Source organism: Marinomonas sp. 63XJN7_9_ISO-PGPR-S23-217 (assembly GCF_056173515.1).
This window is the reverse complement of sequence record NZ_CM149678.1, coordinates 5,145,427-5,167,825: the sequence shown is the minus strand read 5'-3', so window position 1 is coordinate 5,167,825 and position 22,399 is coordinate 5,145,427. Positions and strand designations below refer to the sequence as shown.

Below are 22,399 nucleotides of genomic sequence, written 5' to 3'. Positions count from 1 at the left end.
ACTAGCCATTATTTTGATCTCTTTTCTCCCTTGTTTTAATAGATACTGATGCTTTTTGAGTCACTACTGGCTCAGGGAGCAAACTATCAACACTACCAAATGCAGGAACTTTTTCGTCAAGAGGAATTTCCCAACAAGAAACTTGTGCACCATCCAAAAAACCCGTGAATGTAACACGGTCTACATATCGAAACTCGTCAACCTCTATAGCAAAAAACCATATTATAGAAGCAGCATTACCGACATCATCAAGCAATAAGCTCATTTGACTTAAAGCCTCGACGCAAGGAATCAAACGCCTTTCTTCTGGACTACTTGGCACACCTCGATACAAACGAACAGGCACTGAATCAATCGAAAATGTAAATTTACCGTCCTCTTTAACAATGCCAAGCCAAGGCCAAAGATCATTATCATCTGAAGCTCGGATAATCTTATTACGACAGCACTCATAAGCCCTTAGCCCAGTTGAACGAGCCGAGTCACCTAAAACATCATCATGTAAATCAATTACAGAATCTCGAACTTCTCTTATCAAAGATGCAAGCTCTGACAAACGATTTGACTTAAGTGCAGGATTTAGTTCCCAAGGTTGCTTCATCGTAAAAAGTTACCTATTAAAGTTTGTGTAGCCCAAAAAGGGATTAGGGTGAAATACACAACCATTATTTATCGTTTTTTCTTATTTGTCAATTTGATTTGATTTTGTCAAAAACTAATTGATTTGTTAACTAGATACAATATTTCATTGCCTCTATTGCTTAGTCGGGGTAAGAGCAATAATTAAAAAACGCTCCAACCTTGACATACGTTCAGTGATGGTTTGTATGGCTTCTTGTAAAACGATTTGCTGGGCGGGGTGAGGTAATACCAGTTCTGTTAACCATCTTAGGTGTTTCAAAGACCAGTTTGCTGTCCCTTCATAATGAATATTGTTGCGCAGGAGTAAGGCTTTGAGTTGATACTTTGCATCTTTTAAATCTTTCATAGAAGTTTCCCGGGCACGAGAGAGATCTCGAACCGCTTCGTCTTCAGGTTCGGGAACGTAGATAGGCGTTAGGTCTTCTGATTTGAGCAACTTTGCTAACTTGATCGCATCACGCTTATCCGTTTTTATCTTTTCACTGGGCTTTTTAGGGATAAGAGAAGGGGCCACGACGTAACAGCAGTGTCCTAAGCTGGTCAGCAGTCGATAGATCCAGTATCCACATGGCCCCGCTTCATAAACAAAATGGAGTGTGGCAGAGGGATACTTAGCTTGAAATTGGCGGGCAAACTTTTTGATAGCCACCTTAGAGCTTGATATACGCCCGAAATGATTAGGTGTCGCTCCGCGCTGATCCTCGATATAGGCGATTTCAATAAACTCTTTATGAGTGTCCAGCCCTATAAAAACTATGCTATGTTCAATCATGCTAGCCTCCATGATTTAGTTGTTGACACACTAATTATGGCTCTGGTTTTACACTAACCCACGGAATTGGAGGCTAGCCTCGTGGGGAGTCATTATGTCTATGCATCTTGGAGTTTTAATCAGATAGATGAATAAACTTTCAGATAAACCGGAACGAAAAGAGGTTTTAGAATTCCTTTCGTACTCTGCTACTTATGGAAACTTAGGTGCATTTATTGGTGCGGGATTCTCCAAAGCTGTTCTCAATTGCATATACCGGAGCAATCCGGACACCCATTCCGATATAACTCGGACACCCATTCCGTTTTTATCCGGACACCTATTACGCTCTAAACCGGACACTTTTTGGCTTTCCCCGGAATCCCTGTCCGGATTAGCGTAAACCCTGTCCGGATTCACCGGAATCCCTTCGTTTTCTCTTTTAAATCAATCGCTCACTACACTTGGTTACACCTAATACGTTGCCAGGAAGTGATCATGACCAGAAAGAGAACCTCAATGACCAATATTAAAGAGATTTTGCGTCTCAAACATGAGTGCCATTTATCCACGCGGCAGATTGCTTCTTGTTTGAATGTCGGCCGCTCTACCGTGTCCGATGTCCTGACTCGTTTCAAACAAAGTGACTATTATTGGCCCCTTGCCAGTGACGTTTCCGATACCGATCTGTCTAAAGCGCTGTATCAAGAAAAACCGGCTAATCGCCTGAAAGTGATGCCGGACTTTGCGTACTTTTTTATCGAACTCAAGCGCAAAGGGGCGACGAAGCAATTGTTGTGGGAAGAATATGTTGCCGAGCACCAAGAGCGCACTTATGGCTACAGCCAGTTCTGCGAGTACTTCCGTCGTTGGCTCGCCACACAAAAACGCAGTATGCGTCAACTCCATACCGCAGGTGACAAGTTATTCATTGATTATTGCGGACCGACTATCCCGATCGTCAATCCGGAAACGGGCGACGTTCGCCACTCACAAGTGTTTGTCGCCACACTGGGAGCGTCTAACTACACCTACGTTGAAGCCAGCGAAAGTCAAAAGCTGGAGCATTGGCTACAGTGTCACGCCAATGCGTTTGAACACTTCGGTGGCGTTCCCGCTTTATTGGTGCCAGACAACTTAAAAGCTGCCGTGACAAAAACAGATCGTTATGAGCCGAAACTCAACGACAGTTATCGTCAGTTAGCGCATCACTATCAAACCGCCATTATGCCGGCTCGTCCCTATAAACCCAAAGACAAAGCCAAGGCCGAAAATGCGGTTCTGATTGTCGAACGCTGGATCATGATGCGCCTTCGTCATCGCACCTTCCATACCCTAAGAGAGCTGAATAATGCGGTTCGAGAGCTGATGAACGCTCTGAACCAACGGCCGATGCAAAAGATTGGCGTGAGTCGCCAAGCCCTTTTTGACACCCTCGATAAACCCGCGTTGAAACCGTTACCGATGCAGAAGTATGTCTACACAGAACATAAACGCGCCAAAGTGGGACCGGATTACCACATTGAGTACGCAAAGCATTATTACTCGGTACCGCATCAGCTTGTGGGTCAATATGTGACGCTGGAAGCGACGTCGCAGATCATACAAATCTTCCATCAAGGTCAGCCCGTCTCGTCTCACCCAATCAGCCGAAAAGACTATGGTCTGAGCACCCACATGGAACATATGCCGAGCCATCATCAACATCAAAAATGGTCACCAGAACGCTTAATCGGATGGAGCAAGCAGATTGGTGTCGCCACCGAAAACGTCATCAAACAACAGATCCTGTCCAAAGCCCATCCAGCCCAAGCCACTCGTCGCTGTCTTGGCATACTGAGTCTCGCGCGCAAACATGGGGATGTCCGCCTAGAGCAAGCCTGTCAGGATGCCTTACTGGTCAACAAACCTTCTCTGCGCTTTATCCGAAATCTGCTCGATCATCATCGGGAAGGCACACTGTCTCTTCCTTCTGACTCGACACCCGACACCCCGCACAGCAATGTTCGCGGGCCACACTGCTACCACTAGGAGAACAACATGAATCACCTGACTGAACAACTCAAAATGCTGCGACTGAGTCATGCCGTTACCGCGTTAGAACAACAACGAGAACAGTTAACCACCTATGGAGAACTGGACTTCGAGCAACGTCTCACACTGCTCCTTGACAGTGAGCTGCTAGGCAGAAATCATGGCAAAATCGAACGGCTCAAACGACAAGCAAAACTGCGCGTAGAAGCCAGCGCCAGCCAACTACTCTACAAAGAAGGGCGTGGACTAAAGCGCATCCAACTAGGAGAACTGTTGACAGGAGGTTACCTGCAAAAGCATCAAAATATCCTCATCACAGGCCCAACGGGCGCGGGCAAAACCTATGTTGCCTGCGCCCTTGCCTCACAGGCGTGCGAGCAACTTTATAGCGTTCGCTATCTGCGCCTGAGTCGACTGCTGGATGACCTCAGCCTTGGCCGCTTAGACGGCACCTATCAAAAACAACTTGCCGCCCTCGCCAAAAAGCAGCTGCTGATACTCGATGACTGGGGGATGGAAAAACTCAGTGCCGATCATGCAGGCCATTTATTAGAGCTTTTAGAAGATCGTTACCAAACCAGCAGCACGATCATGATCAGTCAACTGCCAGTGAAAGAGTGGTACAACATGATAGGCAATGCCACGGTTGCGGACGCTTTACTGGACCGTTTAATCCACAACAGTCACCGCATAGAACTAGGAGGAGAATCGATGAGAAAACTGGCGCAATCCGGACACATGGAGTAAAACTAGAGACTGAGAAAATGAAGAGAAAAAGGTGTCCGGATTAAAACGGTACCGGTGTCCGGAATCAGCGGAATATGCACTCAATGATGGATTTGATGATATTGCACTTTCATGGGGTGAGCTGCTAGAGAAAGTATCGGATGAGCTTGATATTGAATATGGTGATATCTGGAAAGAAGGGGTTGGGTATCCCGACATTGCATCACAGATCTGCCAGCTATACAGTGAAGATTCAGGTAAAGAATACGATCAGAGTCTAAGAAAACTTAAAAAGGAAATTGCAAAACTTACTAGCTGGTACCCGGATAAAGAGAAGCGAGCGGAGTTTTCTCCTCACCTGAATGATTTTAATTTCTCTTGGATTATCACCACAAATTATGACTTAGTAATTGAAAGCCTACTCACTGGAAAAAGCGTTCCTCTTGGGCCAAATGATCCTCTAATTTCACCCAGTGGAATCGTGCCCGTGTTCCATCTTCATGGTGTTAGAACTAACCCGGAAGAAATAATAATCGCACAAGAGGACTACGTTGGTTTATTTAGGCCTACAGAGTACAGACAGATCAAGCTCGCCCTAATGATTAAAGAATCTACAATGCTTATTATGGGTTATGGATTGGGCGATGTTAACGTCCTAACCGCGTTGGACTGGTCAAAGAATGTATTTAAGAGTAAATCGGAAAATTATCCGAACGAAGTAGTTCAGGTGGTGAGAAAGGATAACCCTAAAGAAAAACCTTACAGAGATAAAAACTCCGTTATTGTTCTAGAAACCAACAGCTTGATCAGCTTCTTTGAGGAATTTTCTGAGGTTAGAAAAGAAAAACTAAGTGAAGAAAAAAAGCAGAACAGAAGCCTGCGAAAATTAGCAAAGCAGCTTGATGATCCAGATGAATCTATGATTGAAAAGTTCATTGATGACGTTGCGTATAGAAAGGAAGTTCTCAGGGTCTTGTCGACATTTTCTAACGATTTAATATCTGGATTTGTCTCATTTTTGAATAAGTGCATAGATGAAACATGGGCTCGTTCTGAACCAAATGGAGCATTTCAAGGTTATGCTGACAACTTAACGCTGATTCTGGATATATTGACAAGTTTCTCTACTATTAACCCGGCGGAGTTTTATGTCTTCTATGCTGCATAACGGATTGAATTGTGTTTAAAGTACTTTTTGATTCGATTCGGATTCTTCTGCAACCCTCTCATATGAGAGACCACTCTATCCTTTAAAACCTTTTCATTCTTTGGCGCATCACCTGTATGCACACCTGCCTTTAAATCACAGTTTAGATACTCATCTGGATTGAGTTCAGGTGAGTAGGCAGGTAAATAAAAGACTTCTATTTGCTCTTTGGTTTTTGGCTTGGCTAACCACTCTTTTACTAATTTTGCATGATGTACTCGAAGGTTATCGAGTATCAGAAATACCTTTTTCTTAGAGGTTGAGATCAATCGCTTCATAAAGCGAATGAGTACTTTGGCTGTCATGTTGTCAGCGTAGGTCATAAAGCGTACTGTTCCTTGGTTTGTGATAGTAGAAATCATATTGATTCGGCAATACTTTGCTGGAATCACTTGGACTGGTGTCTTGCCTTTAGGAGCAAAACTTCGGCCATGCTGACTATCATTACGAAGGCCCGTTTCATCACCCCAATGTATCTCTGCCCCTTCATTCTTGGCCCTTTCCTTGATCGAGGGGTACTCTTCCCCAAGCCATTTGGACACTTTTCGAGGGTTTTGCTCATAGGCTTTTTTCAGTGGCTTTTGCGGGGTAAATCCCCAGCGCTTTAGATAGTCTCCAATGGTTCTAATGGGCATATCTTTCCCCCACAATTGCTTGATGAGCTGTTGGATCGCACGACGTGTCCACAAGGCAAAATTCAGCCTGCATTGATCAGGCATTTTATCGGTGATTTCTTGCTGAATTCGAGTTTCTTGTGCTTTGGTTAGACTGCCAAATGAGCCTTTTTCTCGACCACGCTTTTTATACTCAAAGCTTGCCTTTCCACGTTTTAAGTAGTCTCTATACCAACGGCCAACTGTGTCTACATGGACACCTGTCACCTCAGATATGTCTTTAAAAGAGAAGTCTTTTTCGCGCAGTCTGACAACTTGCTTTCGTAGCCTAGCGAGTTCTGGAGTGGTAAGTTTTCTTGTGTCTATTTTTTCGTTCATTCAGTGATTATACCAGATAATTTTTACCGCCGGGTTAATAAGCAAATTCCTCCGGCTTTATTTGAAACTACTGCATATGCACTTCAGAGAGTTGGGTATTATGTAGGAAATGAGTATGGAAAATCATTTGCGGCTAAAACAGTTTGGGATAGAAGGAGTGGTGATCTCTCTCGAGAAATGATTACTGAGCTAAGAAGCTTTGCAAGTCAACACCGCTACACTTACATAAATAGGTTGTGCAGAGGACTGTAATGCATAACAAGGCCAGGCATGGCGACGGTTTTTTCGTTCTGGCTTCGCCTTCACTACAAGGCCGCGCGTGTTGGCGGCGTTAGGCATTTAAGAGGAAGTATGGAGTTTAATTATATATCCCTCGCTAGCGGGGTACTAATTTTTGTTGCTGGCATTGTAGTAAAGCTAATTTTGGATCTGAACCTTGCTCCAAGGTTGGTTAAGTGGTTGAGCTATATCAATCTGGCTAGTAGGACTGTTTTTAGAAGTATGCCTCCTTCTCTTTCGGGAGACTGGGAAGTGTATTGGGAATCAAATAGTGAAGATTTCTCTGATTCCTCCGATCGAAAGAAAAATGCCAAAATCTATCAATTTGGCAATTATACGTTTTGCGAGTATGAAGCAAAGGAGCGTGTTTACTGCTTTTTTGGTAAAAGCAAAAATACATACTTGACGGGTAACTATTGGGATAAAAAGGACCCACTTGGTTATCATGGTGCCTTTCAGCTAAAAATAATTAACTCAGAGCAAATTATTGGACGTTGGGCGGGGCACTCAAATAAAGGTATTGCTATAAACACAGATACTTATATTTGGAAAAAATGCCATGCGTAAAAAATGCCTAACAAACTGTTTAAGAGTGATTCGCAACGCGTGGCATTTTCACTATGCGTTGGTTTAAGTGATTAAGGTGGTATAAGGCAACATCGGTACTGCGTTGCTCACACCTTAACAGGGCGTTGGTATGACTCCCCACGTCAAGTAGCACACAGCCTTCCTTCTAAATGAATAGACCTTTTGCACTGCTCAAAAGAGATGAGTGAACACATTGGAAGAAGCCAGTAAATTCGTCGGTTATCATGCTGGTATCCGTAGATTAATAGGGCTTTTCCCTATCAGAGCTGACCTTACTTGATACGTCGTGGCACCGTTTCTTCAGTCTATGCTCGTGGTTCAATCAGATAGCTATCTGATTGCCATCCTAACGCCGTCGGAGTTTATGCCACTCCCGTTGCTTGTTCCGACGCATCCACTCAAATTGATAAATCATGCAGGTACTCTCGCTAAGCGTAATTTAGGATCAACTCTGGGCAGCACCACTTCTTTCGATATGGCCCAGATATACGCAATCATCTCTCGCGCTATTGCGATTACCACTAGATTGTAATGTTTGCCTTTTTTAATGAGTCGTTGATAGCGTTTACATAGCCTTAACTGTGCTTGCCAAGCGATATCGACAACTTCTTTTGGAAGCCCTTCTTGCCGTATTTGTAAATCCGTAGAGATATTTGCTGGGTAGCGATAAGAGTGAGCCCCTTCGACGAGAAGGCGCCTTGCTCGTCCACTTCCACATTTTGTAATGGCTCCAATATGGCGTTTACCACCGCTGGAATATTCAGAAGGAACCAGTCCCAGATAGGCCATAATTTTTCTTGGATGATCAAAACGGTTCAAGCCGCCTAGCTCAGCAATCACGCCTGTTGCAACGAGCATTCTCACACCACGAAGAGCTTGTATCGCTTTAACAACAGGATAATACCGCCATGTTTTTACTTGATGAGATAGCTCATTATCTAATCGCTCCAACCTTGACATACGTTCAGTGATGGTTTGTATGGCTTCTTGTAAAACGATTTGCTGGGCGGGGTGAGGTAATACCAGTTCTGTTAACCATCTTAGGTGTTTCAAAGACCAGTTTGCTGTCCCTTCATAATGAATATTGTGCGCAGGAATAAGGCTTTGAGTTGATACTTTGCATCTTTTAAATCTTTCATAGAAGTTTCCCGAGCACGAGAGAGATCTCGAACCGCTTCGTCTTCAGGTTCGGGAACGTAGATAGGCGTTAGGTCTTCTGATTTGAGCAACTTTGCTAACTTGATCGCATCACGCTTATCCGTTTTTATCTTTTCACCGGGCTTTTTAGGGATAAGAGAAGGGGCCACGACGTAACAGCAGTGTCCTAAGCTGGTCAGCAGTCGATAGATCCAGTATCCACATGGCCCCGCTTCATAAACAAAATGGAGTGTGGCAGAGGGATACTTAGCTTGAAATTGGCGGGCAAACTTTTTGATAGTCACCTTAGAGCTTGATATACGCCCGAAATGAATAGGTGTCGCTCCGCGCTGATCCTCGATATAGGCAATTTCAATAAACTCTTTATGAGTGTCCAACCCAATAAAAACTATGCTATGTTCAATCATGCTAGCCTCCATGATTTAGTTGTTGACACACTAATTATGGCTCTGGTTTTACACTAACCCACGGAATTGGAGGCTAGCCTCGTGGGGAGTCATTATGTCTAACACTGTAGTTCACACGAGAGCATTGATTAAGGATTCAATGGATGAAACTAGAACAAGTAAAAATAAAGAATTTCCGCTGCTATAGAGAAAAAATATCAATACCTTTAACTGACTTAACAGCTCTAGTAGCAAAAAATGATGTAGGAAAGTCTTCTATCCTTGAAGCGCTAGATGCGTTCTTTAATGCTGAGAAGCTAGAATCTGGTGATCGTTCCGCAGGCTTAAGTAATACAGAAAACATAGAAATAACCTGTATTTTTAAAGAAATTCCAGAACAGTTAATAATAGATACAGACAACCTTATATCGCCAGCAAATGAGTATCTTTTAAATACTGATGGCAAGCTCGAAGTTAAGAAGGTTTTCCAAGGTGCGACTCCAAAGTGTGAGGAAATTTTTATTCGCGCCTTTCATCCAACGGCTGAAAACTTTAATGACTTGTTTTCATTAACAGTCGCACAACTTAGGACAAGGGCTAGATCTTTAGGGGTCGGCCTGGATGAAGTGAATGAAACCATAAAGTCCGCTTTGCGCCATGCTATATGGCTAAGTGTTCCTGACATAGATTTAGACAAGCAAGTAGTTGAGTTAGAAGTAAAATCCAAAATTTGGAAGCATATTCAGAATATTCTTCCTCTTTTTCAACTATTTAAATCAGATCGCCCTAGCTCTGACCAAGACGCCGAAGCGCAAGACCCGATCAAATTTGCTATTAAAGAAGCTCTTAGGCAAAAAGCAGATGAACTAGAAATTATAGGTGAGCATGTAAAAAGACAGGTTGAAGAAGTCACTAGGCTAACCATTGAAAAGATTAGAGAAATGGATCCTGACTTGGCAAGCCAGCTAAATCCTAACTTCTCTAGTTTCAATTGGGGTAAGGTGTTTTCAGTATCGCTCACGAATGAAGATCAAATACAGCTGAATAAGCGTGGTAGCGGAGTAAGACGTCTTTTCTTGATAAACTTCTTTCGAGCTAAAGCAGAGCAACTAGCAGATGAACGTGAAGTGCAAGACGTAATCTTTGCAATTGAAGAGCCAGAAACATCTCAGCATCCAAATAATCAATTGTTACTACTTGATGCGATTAAAGAGTTAGCACTTGAAGATTCAACCCAAGTAATTTTTACAACTCACAATCCAATCCTCGCAGGTAGGATTGACCGAGGTTCAATTAGGTTCATTGAGAAAGCAGAAGATGGAACACGCGTCTTAGCAGAAAATGATGACGACACTTTGCTAAGAATTAAGGCAAGTCTTGGGATATTTGCAAACCACAACATTAAGGTCTTTGTAGGCGTTGAAGGGCCTAATGATATTGAGTATATCAGCGGGATATCTTCACGCTTATCACAAGAAGACCCCAGTATTGTAGATTTACGAAATGCTGAGCAGCAAGGTGAGTTGGTTTATATACCTATGGGTGGTTCGACTCTTGAACTATGGACTAATAGGCTTGAAGGACTTCAAGTTCCAGAAGTTCATGTGTTAGATAGAGACAACCCTCCACCTGAGCCAGCTAAGTACCAAGATGCTGCTGATAGGGTAAATGCCCGGGGTGATAATTGTTGTTCTTTAATCACCAATAGAAGAGAGATGGAAAATTACATTCATTTCGAAGCTATTAACGAAGAGTTCGGAATTATTCTAAATGCGAATTTCCAACCTTTTGATGATGTACCTACGTTAGTGGCAAAGGCTGTTCATGAGGCTTCAGGATCACCAACAGCTTGGGAAGAGCTAGATGAGAAGAAGCAAAGTAAAAAAGAGAGCAGGGCTAAAAAACGCCTAAACCGTGGAGCTATTGAAAATATGACGTTAGAGCGGCTTAATAATGTTGATTCAGACGGGGAAGTTTTATCATGGATCAATACAATAAGCGCCCACTTGCGGTAAAAGTGTTAACAAGTCAAAGCACTTGGACGCAGCGTGGCTGCACCGATGTTTGAAACGTTAGAATTTATGAGAAACGTTATGACGTATAGAATAATTAGAAAAAATCTGGATGATAACGAAATATTGTGGCGCTATATGGATTTGCCAAAATTTTTATCATTGTTATCTAGTGAAAGCATATGGCTGGCTCGCTCAGACACTTTCAAAGATAAGCGAGAGGGGCTATTTCATTCTGTAATGAGGTCAGAATTGGATAGAATATACGCAGATCTAGAGAGAAAAGGTGAAATACCAAGAGATGCTCAAATAAGAAACACGTCGGACTATCAGCGATATCTGAGCGACAATACATATATTTCATGTTGGCACAAAAACGCTGCTGAAAATATGGTTATGTGGGAAATCTATGGTCAATCTGAAAATTCGGTAGCAATAAAGACAACCGTTGAACGTTTAGAAAGTTCCTTTGATTTAACTAATGTTTATGAATACGCGTTGGAGTTTGCACTTGATGAGGTTCAATATATAGAACATGATACAGCCCCATCTGAAAGCAGCCCCAGACAACCATTTTTTCTAAAAAGACCGCATTTTTCATTTGAGAAAGAAGCAAGGCTATATTTATTCGCAAGAGACCGAAAATCGAGAGGAGAATCACCATCTGGGTATAATATAAAAATAAATATTAAAAAATTAATTGAAAGTGTATATGTTCATCCTGACTCTGAAGAGTGGTTTTTAAATTCAATAAAAAACCTTGTTGTTAAATATAATTTAGAAGTTCCTGTTAAACGTGGAAATTTTGGTAATAAATTATAACAAACAATTTAAGAGTGATTCGGCACGCGTGGCATTTTTACTATGCGTCGGTTTTAGTGATAAAGGTTGTATGCGACGGCATAGGTATTGCGCGCTTCACACCTTAATTGGGCGTTAACTTCACGGAGGCAGCAAATGTCGCTAAATATCACTCAAATTGATGAGTACATGGCAGCGTTAGTAACTAACGCAAGAGGGCTTATCCGAGAATCTGAGCTACTTTTTAAGAAAAAGTCATATGCACGCTCTTACACACTGTCTCATATAGCGAGAGAAGAATTAGCAAAATGCCAAATTCTATACGGGGTTGGTCGTAGAATGATTGCTGGGATGGACGTTAATTGGAAACAAACTATGAAACGTCTCAGAGATCATAAGTCCAAATTGAACCAAGAAACCATAAATAATGCAGCATTGTGCTTTATTGGTGGAAATGAACAGGTTTACAATGATGCAATGCAGTCAGTAAAGGTATCTTCAGACCTACGTAATGACTACAAAAACAACTCGTTATATGTAGGAGTGTCCGATGAAGGCAGCATTTTGTGCCCAAATAATGTAATAGATCAGGCAAGGGCTCAACGTAATTTAGAATTAGCCCGTTTTGCGCTTTCAGAAGAAGTTAACTTTCAAAGCAAGGTTGGGAAAATATCTAAAATGGATCCCAACAAATTGCCAGACATTTCTAAAGTGGATTCAATGACAAACGATGAGTGCAAAGCGGTACTAGAGCAAGCCGCAGATACTTTCCGGAACACGTGTAAAAAGTGAATTTAACAAGCAATTTAAGAGGGATTCTCAACGCTTGGCATTTTTGCCTCTACTTCAATCTAGTGTTTATGGCACAATGTTTTAGGTTGGGTGGAGGCGTTGTTCATCCATTAATTGGGCGTTATATGTAAAGGCATTGGTAGCCAAATATTGAAAACTGTTATTGAACTTGCGTACCAAAAGTCATTGCCTATATAAGCTTTGTTACTTGCAAGGAAACCGAGTGGGGCAACTGTATAAAAGGTTAGGCTTTGAGCGAGTTCTTTGGCTATGAAAACGCAAGCTACATTAGTGGTTTTTCTAAGCTCCTTACCGCTAATACACGTATATCTTACGTAATCAACAACACAAAACTGATTGACGAAATTGCTATAATCAAACGTCAAACAGGAGGGCTTACATCAGACACAACAGAGAACGCAATCTACCGAATTCTGCAATCCTGCGCATTTGATCTACATTTACGACGTTAGCGTAGTAGATTGGATATATGTAGAGGACAAGTTTTGCAATGGCTCAAAGCAAATGGGTTTGAACCTCAAGTTAAGTATTCGTCAGGTCTTTTCTTGTGGGTAAAAAGTCCTGTACCCCCTGAGCTATTTGCAGAAATGGCATTGGAAAAAGGTATTATCCTTGCCCCAGGGTCTATGTTCAGCGAACACCCTGAAGATCAGCAATGCATGAAGTTCAACATTCCTCATACAGTCGGCGATGAGATTCAAAATGCATTGAGCCTGATTCTAGAGAAGATGCAAGATATCTTATCAACACAACATATTTAGCTATATCTATGTTTATTCCGCCTCTGGAGGCCTATAGTAAATTTTAACTTTACCTCTAACTACAGAGTAGACCCATGCTCCATCACTGAATTTTCGTTTTGCTTCGCTCATAGAAAATTCTTCAGCAGATGTCCATTGTTCACGAGCACTGGCTAACGCATGTTCAAACTCATCACGGTAAGCACCGAGTTTACCCTCTTTATTATGGTATAGAACAGTGTCTACGTTTGGTTCGCTATTCCACATAAATTCTTCGGGCCCATATTTAACATTCTTCTTAATATCTACCTGTGACCAATACGCATTGCTATCAGTACAGATAAAAATTCTATATTCCTCGTTATTATCATTGTCCATCAATCTGGCTAGAGCCCAGCCATTGGTTAGCTTAAATGGCATGTGTTTACCTCTCCGAATGGTTCATAAATAAATCTACTGTGAGTTGTAGATTTCATACTGCTATCATTAATCGGTCATCAAACCTGTTATTCCATTCGGTAGGATAACCTCTAGGGTTGCACACAACTCGACATTGACCAATTTCATAATCCGATGAGTTATGAATATGCCCATGCAGCCATAGATTTGGTTGATGTCGTATAATGAAATTATCTAGGTTGCTGACATATGCGGGAGTTAGCAGATTTCCATGATATTTCATTGGCACCGAATGCATGCTAAGAGCGTGGTGGCTGATGATGACATTTTTTTCTCCACGGTGTGCCTCTAACATATTCGCGAAAAACTCTATTGAATTACTGTGGATCGTTGCTGTATCTATCGAGCGTATTTTACTGTACCTAGGTTCGATATGAACCCGTTTGTAATCATTCAAATACTCCTGACAATGCCCTCCTGCTATTCTAGGATCACCGTACAGTTCGAAATTTGTCCATAACGTTGCACCTATAAAATTCACCCCATCAATTGTGATTAGGTCGTTTTCCAGAACATGAACATTTGTTCCCTGAGTAAATTCTTTCAGTTTTCGAACAGCTTTTGGATAAGATGTTCCATAGAACTCATGATTCCCTAGAACATAGATAACTGGGGTACCCAGAATGTTTTCTAATGCCCAAATCGCACCATGTTTTTTAGTGTGTATGTCTCCAGTGCGTATTTCGGTGATTGCGAACGCTCATTTCGGTTTATTCCGAACACCTGAACCTACTTTTTTTCTCTTTCCTTATTTTTACTCTAACTGTTCGGATTACGCCAGTTTTCTCATTGACTCACCTCCTAATTCTATTCGATGACTATTGTGTACCAATCGATCCATTAGGGCGTCTGCTACAGTGGCGTTGTCGATCATGCTGTACCACTCTTTTACAGGAAGTTGACTGATGACGATGGTGCTGCTGTTTTGGTAACGATCCTCAAGCACTTCCAGCAGATGACCTGAGTGCTCTTGAGTCAGTTTTTCCATCCCCCAGTCGTCGAGGATCAGTAAGGTTTTTTTAGCCAGAGACTGAAGCTGTTTTTGATAGCTGCCATCGAGACGACCTGCACTTAGGTCATCAAGCAAGCGAGTTAATCGATAGTACCTAACGGTGTGTTGTTGATCGCAGGCACTGGTTGCCAGTGCACAGCCTAGATAGGTTTTGCCTGCGCCCGTTGGGCCTGTTATCAAGATGTTCTGATGTTTGTGTAGGTAGCTGCCAGTGAGTAATTCGCTCATTTGTTTTCGGTTAAGGTTTCGCCTTTCTTTATAGATAAGTTGACTCGGTTGTGCGTCCATTCTTAGCTTGGCTTGTCGTTTTAAGCGTTGGATTTTGGTCTGGTTACGATTCAATATCTCACTTTCTAGAAGCAGACTTAACCGTTCCTCGAAGTTCAGTTCTGCGTAGGTGGTCAGTTGCTCTTGTTGCTGCTCTAGTGCTTTCGCTGCATGGCTCAAGCGGAGGGTTTTTAGTTTCTCGTCGAGTGCGTTCATTTATCTTCTCCTAGTGATAACAGTTCGGGCCACGGACATTGCTATGAACAAGGTTAGGTGTGCTCGTTTTGCCTTTATCCAGTTGTCCTTCGCGGTTGTTTTTAAGCAAGTTACTGATGAAGGTGTAGTTAGGTTTTGTTAGCATCAAGGCATCGTTACAGGCTTGCTCTAAACGCGACTCTCCATGCACTTTACTCAGATTGAGCAACCCCAGACTGGAACGATAGGATTGCTCTGGATGAGGCTTGGAGTGGAGCATTTTGTTAATGACTTCTCGGGTCGCTGGTCCTATGTTCGCTCCCCAGTTGAGCAAGCGCCCAGGTGACCACTTTTGATATTGATGATGACTTGGCATGTGCTCGGGTTGTGTGCTGTTTCCGCGCTCCCTTTGACTGCGTGGGTGCTGAGCCACCAAGTTACCTTGGTGGTAGATCTGCACTAGACGATTAGAGGCTTCCAGTTCAACATGATGGCCGACCAGTTGATGGGGAACGGAGTAATAATGGCGGCGATATTCGATGTGATAGTCCGGCCCAACTTTGGCGCGTTTGGTTTCGGTATACAGATAACGCTGTTTGGGCAATGGTTTTAACGCTGGCTTATCGAGTTTGTTGAACAATGCTTGGCGACTCGCACCGTACTGTTTCATCTCTCGCTGATTTAGCTCATTCATAAGTTCGCGGATGGCTAGGTTCAGTTCTTTGAAGGTATGGAAGGTTTGGTGACGCAATCGCATCATGATCCAACGTTCCACTAGGAGCACGGCATTTTCAGCCTTGGCTTTGTCTTTTGGTTTGTAAGGGCGAGCTGGCATCACCGCGGTTTGATAATGATTCGCCAGTTTTTGATAGCTGTCATTAAGCCTTGGCTCATAGCGGTTCGCTTTGGTGACCGCGCTGCGCAGATTATCGGGGACTAAAAGTTGGGGAACACCGCCGAAGTGTTCGAACGCATTGGCATGGGCTTCTAGCCAATAGGATTTACCTTGGCTTGGGAAGGCTTCAACATAAGTGTAATTGGACGCACCTAAGGTCGCCACGAACACTTCCGCTTCTCGCACTTCGCCTGTGTCAGGGTTGACCACCTGAAGCCTAGGTCCACAATAGTCAATAAACAGCTTATCCCCCGCCACATGAAGCTGACGCATGCTGCGCTTTTGGGTTTTGAACCAGCGAATGAAGTACTCGCAGAACTGAGTGTAAGCGTAAGCTTGCTCTTGATATTGTTCATGATATTCCTGCCAGAGCAGCATCTTCGTCATGCCTTTACGCCTGAGTTCGACAGCGTACTGAACGAAGTCCGGCATGACTTTATGACGACTGGCTTTCTTTGAGTGATAAAGCGCTTGATTGAGATCGGTATCGCTACAGTCTTCTGGGAGGGGCCAACCTATCTGACTTTGCTTAAAGCGCGCGATAAGTTCTGAGACAGTTGCAAGGCTGACATTGAGGCAACTAGCGATATGACGATAGGACAGACCGCAGTCGTATTTGAGTCGTAATATCTCTTTGATTTTTTTCATTGGAGTTCTCTTTTTAGCCATGGTCGCTTCCTTACCTTCTGATTTGAGAGATAAAGAATAGCGAGTGATTGATTTAAAAGAGAAAAAATTAGGATTTCGGACATTCCGAACGGGCTTTTCGCTATTCCGAACGCTGATTTCGGAGTTCGCCTAAAAGTGTTCGGATAATCGCGGAATGTGCGTTCGGATTAAACCGAAATAGGTGTTCGGTTCATTCCGAAATGGCTGTTCGGAATGCTCCGAAATATGCACTCCAGCGAGCACTACAACATCACAGTCTGTTGGCTGGTATTCATAGGACTCAAATTCTAGGTGCAAATTGCTCAGCAACTGGATTTTCATTGAGCAACTCCACAACTAGTCATAAGCTTCCTCTCAACGTTTTAGCCATAAATTATTTTTGTCATATATTATGTTGAATAATTATATGAATTTAGTTGGGTGGCAATTGTCCCTAAATTGGGGACAAAATGCAATGGCTTCATAATGCTGAGATGATTAAACATATTAACGACCAGCGTTATGAGGCACTGATAAAATGGCTTATAAACGCAAGAAAGCAGCAGGGGCTAACAGTACGTCAGCTCGGAGAAGCTATTGGCGAATCGCATCAATTTGTGAACAAAATAGAGACATGTCAGCGAAAGCTGAATGTTTATGAGTATGTGCAGTACTGTGATTTTTTAAAGCTTGACCCAGAAGACGGTCTGAAACTTCTAAAAAAGAAAAAAGCTAAGCTGTCTGGTTAGGGGGGCTGCGCTGAGAGATATACTTAAGTTTAAGGGGGCTCAAAATTATTACGAGCCTTTTGTAATTTCTGATTTATGCGTTGGATAGCTAGGCGGCTGCTAAGTAAGTTACAATAGAAAGTAGTTCTATTATCTTATGAGTGTCAAGAATTCCCACTAAACAGCATAAAACTTGACTAAATAGTTTACGTTTTATGTTTATTTTTTTGTTTATTGCCATGAATGCAAAGAGTTTCACTCACTCACTTGGTTACACTAAATAGTCTCAGGTAAAATTAACCTTTTTAGCGTTTGCCTGAGATCAAAAGTGCAAAATTAAAATTGTTTAAAAATTTGATTGGAGGCCGCTATTTTAGCGGCTTTCTTTTTAGCGTAGCTTCATTAGATCGCGTGATATACTTTATTATCGTTTTGTTTTACTTTGTAGAGGGGGCGCTTGGTTTGTAGCAAAGTACGTAGCTATCTCTGCTCTATCTGTTTGCTGTTTCGCTCCAGTGGTATATAAAATCTAATTGAGTCAGTGATGAGATACTGTTCAATGTTTAAGAAATCGCTTCTGGTACTTGCCCTGCTGCTACCTTTTGCATGTTATGGGCAGGGCGTTATGGCATCCGCTCCCAATGCACCCATGGTGGGGGATAATCATCAGGTTATTTTCTTCGGGGACTCTTTTACCTTTTTCAATGACAATATAAATAACCGTCTTCGGGATTTGGTGCGTTCTTTAATGCCTCTGGTGTCCAAAGATTACCATTTTCGGGCGGCAACTATTTCCAGTGCTCATTTGGGAGATCTGAAACCGATTTTAGTCAGTGAGAATAAATTGCGTCACTGGGATACGGTAGTGTTACAGGGGAATTCCACTGGGCCGATTTCCCGTAAGGATGCTGTGCGGCGTCGGTTTGTTCATTCGGCCATTGAAATGGCGAAGATTGCCCATCAAGCAGGGGAAAAGGTAGTGTATTTTATGACCTGGGCTTATCGGGATCGTCCTTGGCAGACAAAAAAATTGGCCCTTGCCTATAATCGCATCGCCAAACACACAGGTGGTTATGTGGCACCAGTTGGCTTGGCTTTTGCCAACGCTCGCCAAGCGTATCCTAAGATTAACCTTTACTATGTGGATGGCAAACATCCGTCACTGGCTGGAACCTACTTGGCCGCTTGTGTTTTTTACAGTGTTTTGTACCACCGCTCGCCGGAGGGTGCTGCACCGCCTGTTGGTGGCTCCATGCCAAAAAGTGAAGCACTAGCTCTGCAAAAAGTAGCCTGGCAAACCGTGCAGGCTTATCAAAAAGGTTCACTTGACCATGTGTTCAGCGCTTAATAATGATTAAGACTGTTGGTCGTCAATGGAAGGAGATATGGATATCGTTTTTCGACGAAAGGGATGACAAGGCATACCTCTATTGATCGAAGCGTTAACGTATGCCTTCTTTCCGCTGATGACTCAGTTAAAAGAGCAAGGCCATTACTCATACATTTTATTTTAATGAAGACTTTAAGATTGCCAGCTTTCACTTTTCCATTACTGACCTAAATTTACTCTAGCAACCAGCTGGGAGGGGATAACGCGATCAGGTTGTGATGATTATGACATGGTGCGAATGCTCGTTTCCCCGTATTATTCCACGCTAATGAGCTTTTGCGTGTGGCTCTAACATTGACTTATAGCGCTGATAAGGAACCTAAGATGTTAACGGGTAAGCATATTCTGAGTTGTGACTGTATTGATAATGACGATCTTCATCGATTGTTCGAGCTGGCGGATCTCCTTCAGCCAGTAGCGAAGGGGTTAAAGTATACTCGTATATTGGAAGGGGCGATGTTGTGCAGTTTGTTCTTTGAGCCAAGTACCCGTACTCGTCTTAGCTTTGATTCGGCTTTTATGCGCCTTGGTGGATCGGTTTCCAGCACAACGGGCTTTTCCTTTTCTTCCATTGCCAAGGGGGAATCCCTTGAAGATACCAGTCGTGTCGTGAGTGGCTATGGGGATATTCTCGTTGTTCGCCATCCTGAGGAGCAGGCAATTTATGACATTGCTGCACAAACCTATGTTCCCGTAATCAATGGCGGTAATGGTGCTGGTGAACACCCCACGCAAGCCTTGCTTGATTTGTATACGTTAGAGCGGGAGTTGCAACGAACAGATCGTTGTTTGCAGAAAAGCGTGATTGTGTTGGCAGGGGATCTGCGGTTTGGCCGTACGATTCATTCTCTGGTGAAGCTATTGGTGCGTTTTTCGCCTCGCAAATTGATTTTTCTGTCGCCAGAAAACTTGCGATTGCCGGAGAACCTTAGAGATATGCTCGCAAAGCAAGCCATAGACGTGGAGGAAACTCAGAAAGTGGGTGAGGCGTTGAGGCAAGCGGATGTGATTTACACAACCCGAGTGCAAAAAGAGCGTTTTCCTGAGAATGAGTTAGCGGAAAACTACTCCAGCGACTTTCGCATTGATGCGGCGTTGTTTGAGCGCTTTGCCTCACCCAATACCTTGATCATGCACCCTTTGCCCCGGGACAGTCGTGACGGAGCAAACGACTTATCGGCTGACCTGAACTTCGATTCACGTCTAGCCATCTTTCGTCAGACCGATGCCGGTGTGCCGATTCGTATGGCGCTTTTCGCCTCCGTGATGGGCGTGGCTGATCACGTGCAGAATAGCTTACAGGAAGCTAAGTGGTTCACTCCTCGTTACACGGGCGTCCAGGATGCGGCTTTTTATGAGCGAAACCCTGCTAAGTAATAGGGTTATATTTGATGTTTTGTTTAAAGTGTTTGGTCACTCATCCATTCACACAAATTGGTGAGCATGTTTTTACACTGTTCTAATTGATCAATTTGAACAAACTCGTCTGGTTTGTGGCCTTGCTCCATACTGCCTGGGCCACATACCAGGGTGGCAACACCCGCTTCATCAAATAGCCCGCCTTCTGTACCAAATGCGACGGTATCGAATTCAGCGCTGTTACTCCATTGCGCTAACCATTGGGCAAAGTCGGATTGTGGGTCTGTCAGTAAAGGGGGGTAGGTCGCAAGCGTTTCAAACTGGATCTTGGACTTCCCATGGATGCGTTGCATCTCAGGCTCTAAACAAGAGGAAGCGTAGTGCTGTAGTGTCTCAAAAGTGGCTCTGGCATTGCTTTCTGGTAGATAACGCATTTCGACATCAAATTGGCAGAACTCCGGCACAATATTGAGTGCGGCTCCCCCTTGAATCAGTCCTGTTTGTAATGTGCTATAAGGTGGATCAAAGCGCTCATCTTGCTCCTCTTTTAACGGAGTAGAAAGTTCGGTTACTTTATTGATGAGCTTAGCCGCATACTCAATGGCATTGACGCCCGCAGGGGCATAAGCGGAATGGCAAGCATGGCCATGTACTTTACAGCGCATGGCGATTTTCCCTTTGTGACCATAAACGGGCTTCATGTTCGTGGGTTCACCAATAATACACATAGCGGGTTTATCGGGAGACGCTCGCAAGTGTTCAATAAGGCTGCGAACCCCTAAGCAGCCGACTTCTTCGTCGTAAGAAAAAGCCAGATGAAGGGGGAGGGTGAGGTGACTTTCTTGGAATAAAGGGATGACATGCAGCACACAGGCAATAAAGCCCTTCATGTCAGCACTGCCTCTGCCAAAGTATTTATTGTCCTGCTCGGTGAGTTGAAAAGGCGGAACAGACCAATTCTGCCCATCAACAGGCACCACATCCGTATGACCTGATAACATAACGCCGCCATTTCCAGGGGGACCAAGGCGAGCGTAAAGGTTCGCTTTGGTGCCCTCAGTGTTAAAAATCAGCGTCGAGTCAATATTCAACGCGTTAAGATAGTGTTGAATAAATTGAATGAGCTCGATATTCGACTCTCGGCTGGTGGTATCAAAGCGGAGTAATTGACTCAGGATATCCCGAATAGAGTGGGAGGCAGGACTACTTATCCCCCGGTACTCCGTAGCTAGGGGCCTGTCTAGGGTCTAGTGCTCGAGTAACATAGGCTTGCATTTGTGGTTCGTAATCTTGCCACAGCTTGCTAAGTTCCCCGACAGGGTCTTCGTCTGCCCAATCGACACGTAAATCAACAATTGGCCATGTATAGTCATCCACCACTTTTACGGCAGCAGAATGTTCTGGTCCAGCCTCGCCACCTTGATTGACACCAGCCGTAAGTGCGTCAATTAAACGGGTTGTTAATTCGCCGGAACTGGCTTCAAAGGCCTGTATCATAGCGTCAATTACATTTGACTGAGACAGCATATTACCCGCCGCCACGCAGTGGTGACCTTTTGCCATATGATGGATGCCTAGGGTTTCGGTGCCGCTAAAACAGGCTGTTTGTCCATGGGTATCAATGACGGCTACTTGACGATAAGCGCTGAACTTATCGTCTGATAGTGAGGCTTTTAAGGCTTGATCTGGTGTGAGCCCTGTCTCCATGCGCGCTAGAATTTTTTGCCCTAGTGCAGGCAACGTGATGTTTTGGCTGGAAACGGCCCCCACTCCAGACAACAGCCAGGGGCAGCGAGCTCCTACTGCAATGCTGGAAGAACTGATTGCAATACCCAGTTGTCCGCTCTCTGGGCAGAACGCGGTAATAGATATAGTCATATTCTCTCCTTAGTTACTTCTTCTCTGGTATTACGGCAATGACATCGATTTCCATAAGCCACTGTGGTTGCGCCAAGCCAGCCACTACCAAGCCTGTTGAAATGGGAAAAACGCCTTTTAGCCATTTGCCCACTTCGCGATAAACGGGTTCGCGGTAGCGTGGGTCGGTAATGTAGGTGGTGGTTTTTACTATGTGGGACAAATCACTGCCCGCTTCTTCGAGCAGCTGCTTGACGTTTTTCATGGCTTGTTCCGCTTGTGCTTGCGGATCCCCTAGGCCAATGAGATTACCTTCAAAATCGGTACCGACCTGACCGCGAACATAGACCGTATTACCCGCCACAACGGCTTGACATAAATCATTATCAAGTGATTGATTAGGATAGGTTTCTTTGGTGTTAAACATGCGAATTCGTGTGTGTGTCGGCATGATGCTGGC

The 22,399-nt window shown here is 43.6% G+C and carries 21 protein-coding genes and 2 pseudogenes; 11 read left to right on the top strand and 12 right to left on the bottom strand.

The genetic code is table 11. The annotated features are described in order from the left end of the window. Position 1: 1 nt before the first annotated feature. Both AC0VYI_RS24025 and AC0VYI_RS24020 read right to left on the bottom strand, forming a co-directional pair. The gene (locus tag AC0VYI_RS24025; RefSeq protein WP_475446107.1) at positions 2–601 is read right to left on the bottom strand and encodes a hypothetical protein; all 600 of its coding nucleotides are present in this window, start codon (positions 599–601) and stop codon (positions 2–4) included. Positions 602–790: 189 nt separating this feature from the next. Then, positions 791–1,414, bottom strand: a pseudogene (locus AC0VYI_RS24020) (IS110 family transposase); the annotation flags it as partial. Between the two features lie 477 nt (positions 1,415–1,891). On the opposite strand from AC0VYI_RS24020, the gene istA (AC0VYI_RS24015) reads away from it, so the two are divergent. The 3 genes from istA (AC0VYI_RS24015) to AC0VYI_RS24005 are packed head-to-tail and all read left to right on the top strand — an operon-like array spanning position 1,892 to position 5,321. Beyond that, positions 1,892–3,424 (top strand): IS21 family transposase, encoded by a 1,533-nt coding sequence (istA, locus tag AC0VYI_RS24015; RefSeq protein ID WP_475443430.1) that lies wholly within the window; start codon positions 1,892–1,894, stop codon positions 3,422–3,424. 9 nt (positions 3,425–3,433) lie between these two features. After that, the gene (gene istB, locus AC0VYI_RS24010) at positions 3,434–4,174 is read left to right on the top strand and encodes an IS21-like element helper ATPase IstB (RefSeq protein ID WP_475443432.1); all 741 of its coding nucleotides are present in this window, start codon (positions 3,434–3,436) and stop codon (positions 4,172–4,174) included. A 31-nt stretch (positions 4,175–4,205) separates the two neighbouring features. Beyond that, positions 4,206–5,321 (top strand): SIR2 family NAD-dependent protein deacylase, encoded by a 1,116-nt coding sequence (locus tag AC0VYI_RS24005; RefSeq protein ID WP_475446105.1) that lies wholly within the window; start codon positions 4,206–4,208, stop codon positions 5,319–5,321. On the opposite strand, the gene AC0VYI_RS24000 is transcribed toward AC0VYI_RS24005, so the two are convergent. Then, the gene (locus tag AC0VYI_RS24000; protein WP_475444872.1) at positions 5,309–6,352 is read right to left on the bottom strand and encodes an IS630 family transposase; all 1,044 of its coding nucleotides are present in this window, start codon (positions 6,350–6,352) and stop codon (positions 5,309–5,311) included. The genes AC0VYI_RS24005 and AC0VYI_RS24000 overlap by 13 nt on opposite strands. A 351-nt stretch (positions 6,353–6,703) precedes the next feature. On the opposite strand from AC0VYI_RS24000, the gene AC0VYI_RS23995 reads away from it, so the two are divergent. After that, positions 6,704–7,198 carry a hypothetical protein gene (locus AC0VYI_RS23995; RefSeq protein WP_475446103.1) on the top strand — a complete coding sequence of 165 codons (495 nt, stop codon included), beginning with the start codon at positions 6,704–6,706 and terminating at the stop codon, positions 7,196–7,198. A 432-nt stretch (positions 7,199–7,630) separates the two neighbouring features. Here the strand turns inward: AC0VYI_RS23995 and AC0VYI_RS23990 are convergent. After that, positions 7,631–8,784 (bottom strand): annotated as a pseudogene (locus AC0VYI_RS23990) (IS110 family RNA-guided transposase). Between the two features lie 143 nt (positions 8,785–8,927). Between AC0VYI_RS23990 and AC0VYI_RS23985 the strand changes: the two are divergent. The 4 genes from AC0VYI_RS23985 (at position 8,928) to AC0VYI_RS23970 (ending at position 13,150) form a co-directional block, all read left to right on the top strand. Then, complete coding sequence (locus AC0VYI_RS23985) at positions 8,928–10,778, top strand: ATP-binding protein (protein WP_475446102.1); 1,851 nt, start codon at positions 8,928–8,930, stop codon at positions 10,776–10,778. A 33-nt stretch (positions 10,779–10,811) separates the two neighbouring features. Then, positions 10,812–11,597 carry a hypothetical protein gene (locus AC0VYI_RS23980; protein WP_475446100.1) on the top strand — a complete coding sequence of 262 codons (786 nt, stop codon included), beginning with the start codon at positions 10,812–10,814 and terminating at the stop codon, positions 11,595–11,597. A gap of 135 nt (positions 11,598–11,732) precedes the next feature. Beyond that, positions 11,733–12,368, top strand: a complete 636-nt coding sequence (locus tag AC0VYI_RS23975) for an AbiV family abortive infection protein (protein ID WP_475446098.1) — start codon at positions 11,733–11,735, stop codon at positions 12,366–12,368. Positions 12,369–12,874: 506 nt separating this feature from the next. Next, the gene (locus AC0VYI_RS23970; protein WP_475446096.1) at positions 12,875–13,150 is read left to right on the top strand and encodes a hypothetical protein; all 276 of its coding nucleotides are present in this window, start codon (positions 12,875–12,877) and stop codon (positions 13,148–13,150) included. 12 nt (positions 13,151–13,162) lie between these two features. Here the strand turns inward: AC0VYI_RS23970 and AC0VYI_RS23965 are convergent, their stop codons facing one another. The 5 genes from AC0VYI_RS23965 to AC0VYI_RS23945 all read right to left on the bottom strand — a co-directional run bounded on the left by AC0VYI_RS23965 (position 13,163) and on the right by AC0VYI_RS23945 (position 16,947). After that, positions 13,163–13,549, bottom strand: coding sequence for a hypothetical protein (locus tag AC0VYI_RS23965; protein ID WP_475446095.1), 387 nt, complete (start codon positions 13,547–13,549; stop codon positions 13,163–13,165). A 52-nt stretch (positions 13,550–13,601) separates the two neighbouring features. Next, on the bottom strand, positions 13,602–14,210 hold the full coding sequence (locus AC0VYI_RS23960) for a metallophosphoesterase (RefSeq protein WP_475449844.1): 609 nt from the start codon (positions 14,208–14,210) through the stop codon (positions 13,602–13,604). A 150-nt stretch (positions 14,211–14,360) separates the two neighbouring features. After that, on the bottom strand, positions 14,361–15,083 hold the full coding sequence (gene istB / locus AC0VYI_RS23955) for an IS21-like element ISVch3 family helper ATPase IstB (RefSeq protein ID WP_475443426.1): 723 nt from the start codon (positions 15,081–15,083) through the stop codon (positions 14,361–14,363). Between the two features lie 10 nt (positions 15,084–15,093). Beyond that, positions 15,094–16,626 (bottom strand): IS21 family transposase, encoded by a 1,533-nt coding sequence (gene istA / locus AC0VYI_RS23950; RefSeq protein ID WP_475443424.1) that lies wholly within the window; start codon positions 16,624–16,626, stop codon positions 15,094–15,096. A 129-nt stretch (positions 16,627–16,755) separates the two neighbouring features. Continuing rightward, on the bottom strand, positions 16,756–16,947 hold the full coding sequence (locus tag AC0VYI_RS23945; RefSeq protein ID WP_475446094.1) for a hypothetical protein: 192 nt from the start codon (positions 16,945–16,947) through the stop codon (positions 16,756–16,758). 128 nt (positions 16,948–17,075) lie between these two features. Here AC0VYI_RS23945 and AC0VYI_RS23940 point away from each other — a divergent pair, with 128 nt between their 5' ends. The 3 genes from AC0VYI_RS23940 (at position 17,076) to pyrB (ending at position 20,100) form a co-directional block, all read left to right on the top strand. Continuing rightward, entirely contained in the window at positions 17,076–17,354 is a 279-nt protein-coding gene (locus AC0VYI_RS23940; protein WP_475446093.1) for a helix-turn-helix domain-containing protein, read from the top strand. 538 nt (positions 17,355–17,892) lie between these two features. Next, positions 17,893–18,681 carry an SGNH/GDSL hydrolase family protein gene (locus AC0VYI_RS23935; RefSeq protein ID WP_475446091.1) on the top strand — a complete coding sequence of 263 codons (789 nt, stop codon included), beginning with the start codon at positions 17,893–17,895 and terminating at the stop codon, positions 18,679–18,681. Between the two features lie 366 nt (positions 18,682–19,047). Further along, positions 19,048–20,100, top strand: coding sequence for an aspartate carbamoyltransferase (pyrB, locus tag AC0VYI_RS23930; protein WP_475446089.1), 1,053 nt, complete (start codon positions 19,048–19,050; stop codon positions 20,098–20,100). Between the two features lie 23 nt (positions 20,101–20,123). On the opposite strand, the gene argE is transcribed toward pyrB, so the two are convergent. The 3 genes from argE to AC0VYI_RS23915 are packed head-to-tail and all read right to left on the bottom strand — an operon-like array spanning position 20,124 to position 22,390. Continuing rightward, positions 20,124–21,269, bottom strand: coding sequence for an acetylornithine deacetylase (gene argE / locus AC0VYI_RS23925; RefSeq protein WP_475449843.1), 1,146 nt, complete (start codon positions 21,267–21,269; stop codon positions 20,124–20,126). A gap of 16 nt (positions 21,270–21,285) precedes the next feature. Next, complete coding sequence (locus AC0VYI_RS23920) at positions 21,286–21,960, bottom strand: DUF1028 domain-containing protein (protein ID WP_475446087.1); 675 nt, start codon at positions 21,958–21,960, stop codon at positions 21,286–21,288. A 13-nt stretch (positions 21,961–21,973) separates the two neighbouring features. Beyond that, the gene (locus AC0VYI_RS23915; protein ID WP_067342213.1) at positions 21,974–22,390 is read right to left on the bottom strand and encodes a RidA family protein; all 417 of its coding nucleotides are present in this window, start codon (positions 22,388–22,390) and stop codon (positions 21,974–21,976) included. Positions 22,391–22,399 lie beyond the last annotated feature (9 nt).

What these genes read in the sequence shown, in the direction of transcription:
- AC0VYI_RS24025 (WP_475446107.1), bottom strand. Translation starts at nt 601, where the DNA reads ATGAAGCAACCTTGGGAACTAAATCCTGCACTTAAGTCAAATCGTTTG.
- AC0VYI_RS23935 (WP_475446091.1), top strand. Translation starts at nt 17,893, where the DNA reads ATGTTTAAGAAATCGCTTCTGGTACTTGCCCTGCTGCTACCTTTTGCA.
- istA (WP_475443430.1), top strand. Translation starts at nt 1,892, where the DNA reads ATGACCAGAAAGAGAACCTCAATGACCAATATTAAAGAGATTTTGCGT.
- AC0VYI_RS23940 (WP_475446093.1), top strand. Translation starts at nt 17,076, where the DNA reads ATGCAATGGCTTCATAATGCTGAGATGATTAAACATATTAACGACCAG.
- AC0VYI_RS23945 (WP_475446094.1), bottom strand. Translation starts at nt 16,947, where the DNA reads ATGAAAATCCAGTTGCTGAGCAATTTGCACCTAGAATTTGAGTCCTAT.
- istA (WP_475443424.1), bottom strand. Translation starts at nt 16,626, where the DNA reads ATGGCTAAAAAGAGAACTCCAATGAAAAAAATCAAAGAGATATTACGA.
- AC0VYI_RS23920 (WP_475446087.1), bottom strand. Translation starts at nt 21,960, where the DNA reads ATGACTATATCTATTACCGCGTTCTGCCCAGAGAGCGGACAACTGGGT.
- AC0VYI_RS23975 (WP_475446098.1), top strand. Translation starts at nt 11,733, where the DNA reads ATGTCGCTAAATATCACTCAAATTGATGAGTACATGGCAGCGTTAGTA.
- pyrB (WP_475446089.1), top strand. Translation starts at nt 19,048, where the DNA reads ATGTTAACGGGTAAGCATATTCTGAGTTGTGACTGTATTGATAATGAC.
- istB (WP_475443432.1), top strand. Translation starts at nt 3,434, where the DNA reads ATGAATCACCTGACTGAACAACTCAAAATGCTGCGACTGAGTCATGCC.
- AC0VYI_RS23995 (WP_475446103.1), top strand. Translation starts at nt 6,704, where the DNA reads ATGGAGTTTAATTATATATCCCTCGCTAGCGGGGTACTAATTTTTGTT.
- AC0VYI_RS23915 (WP_067342213.1), bottom strand. Translation starts at nt 22,390, where the DNA reads ATGCCGACACACACACGAATTCGCATGTTTAACACCAAAGAAACCTAT.
- AC0VYI_RS23965 (WP_475446095.1), bottom strand. Translation starts at nt 13,549, where the DNA reads ATGCCATTTAAGCTAACCAATGGCTGGGCTCTAGCCAGATTGATGGAC.
- AC0VYI_RS23985 (WP_475446102.1), top strand. Translation starts at nt 8,928, where the DNA reads ATGAAACTAGAACAAGTAAAAATAAAGAATTTCCGCTGCTATAGAGAA.
- istB (WP_475443426.1), bottom strand. Translation starts at nt 15,083, where the DNA reads ATGAACGCACTCGACGAGAAACTAAAAACCCTCCGCTTGAGCCATGCA.
- AC0VYI_RS24000 (WP_475444872.1), bottom strand. Translation starts at nt 6,352, where the DNA reads ATGAACGAAAAAATAGACACAAGAAAACTTACCACTCCAGAACTCGCT.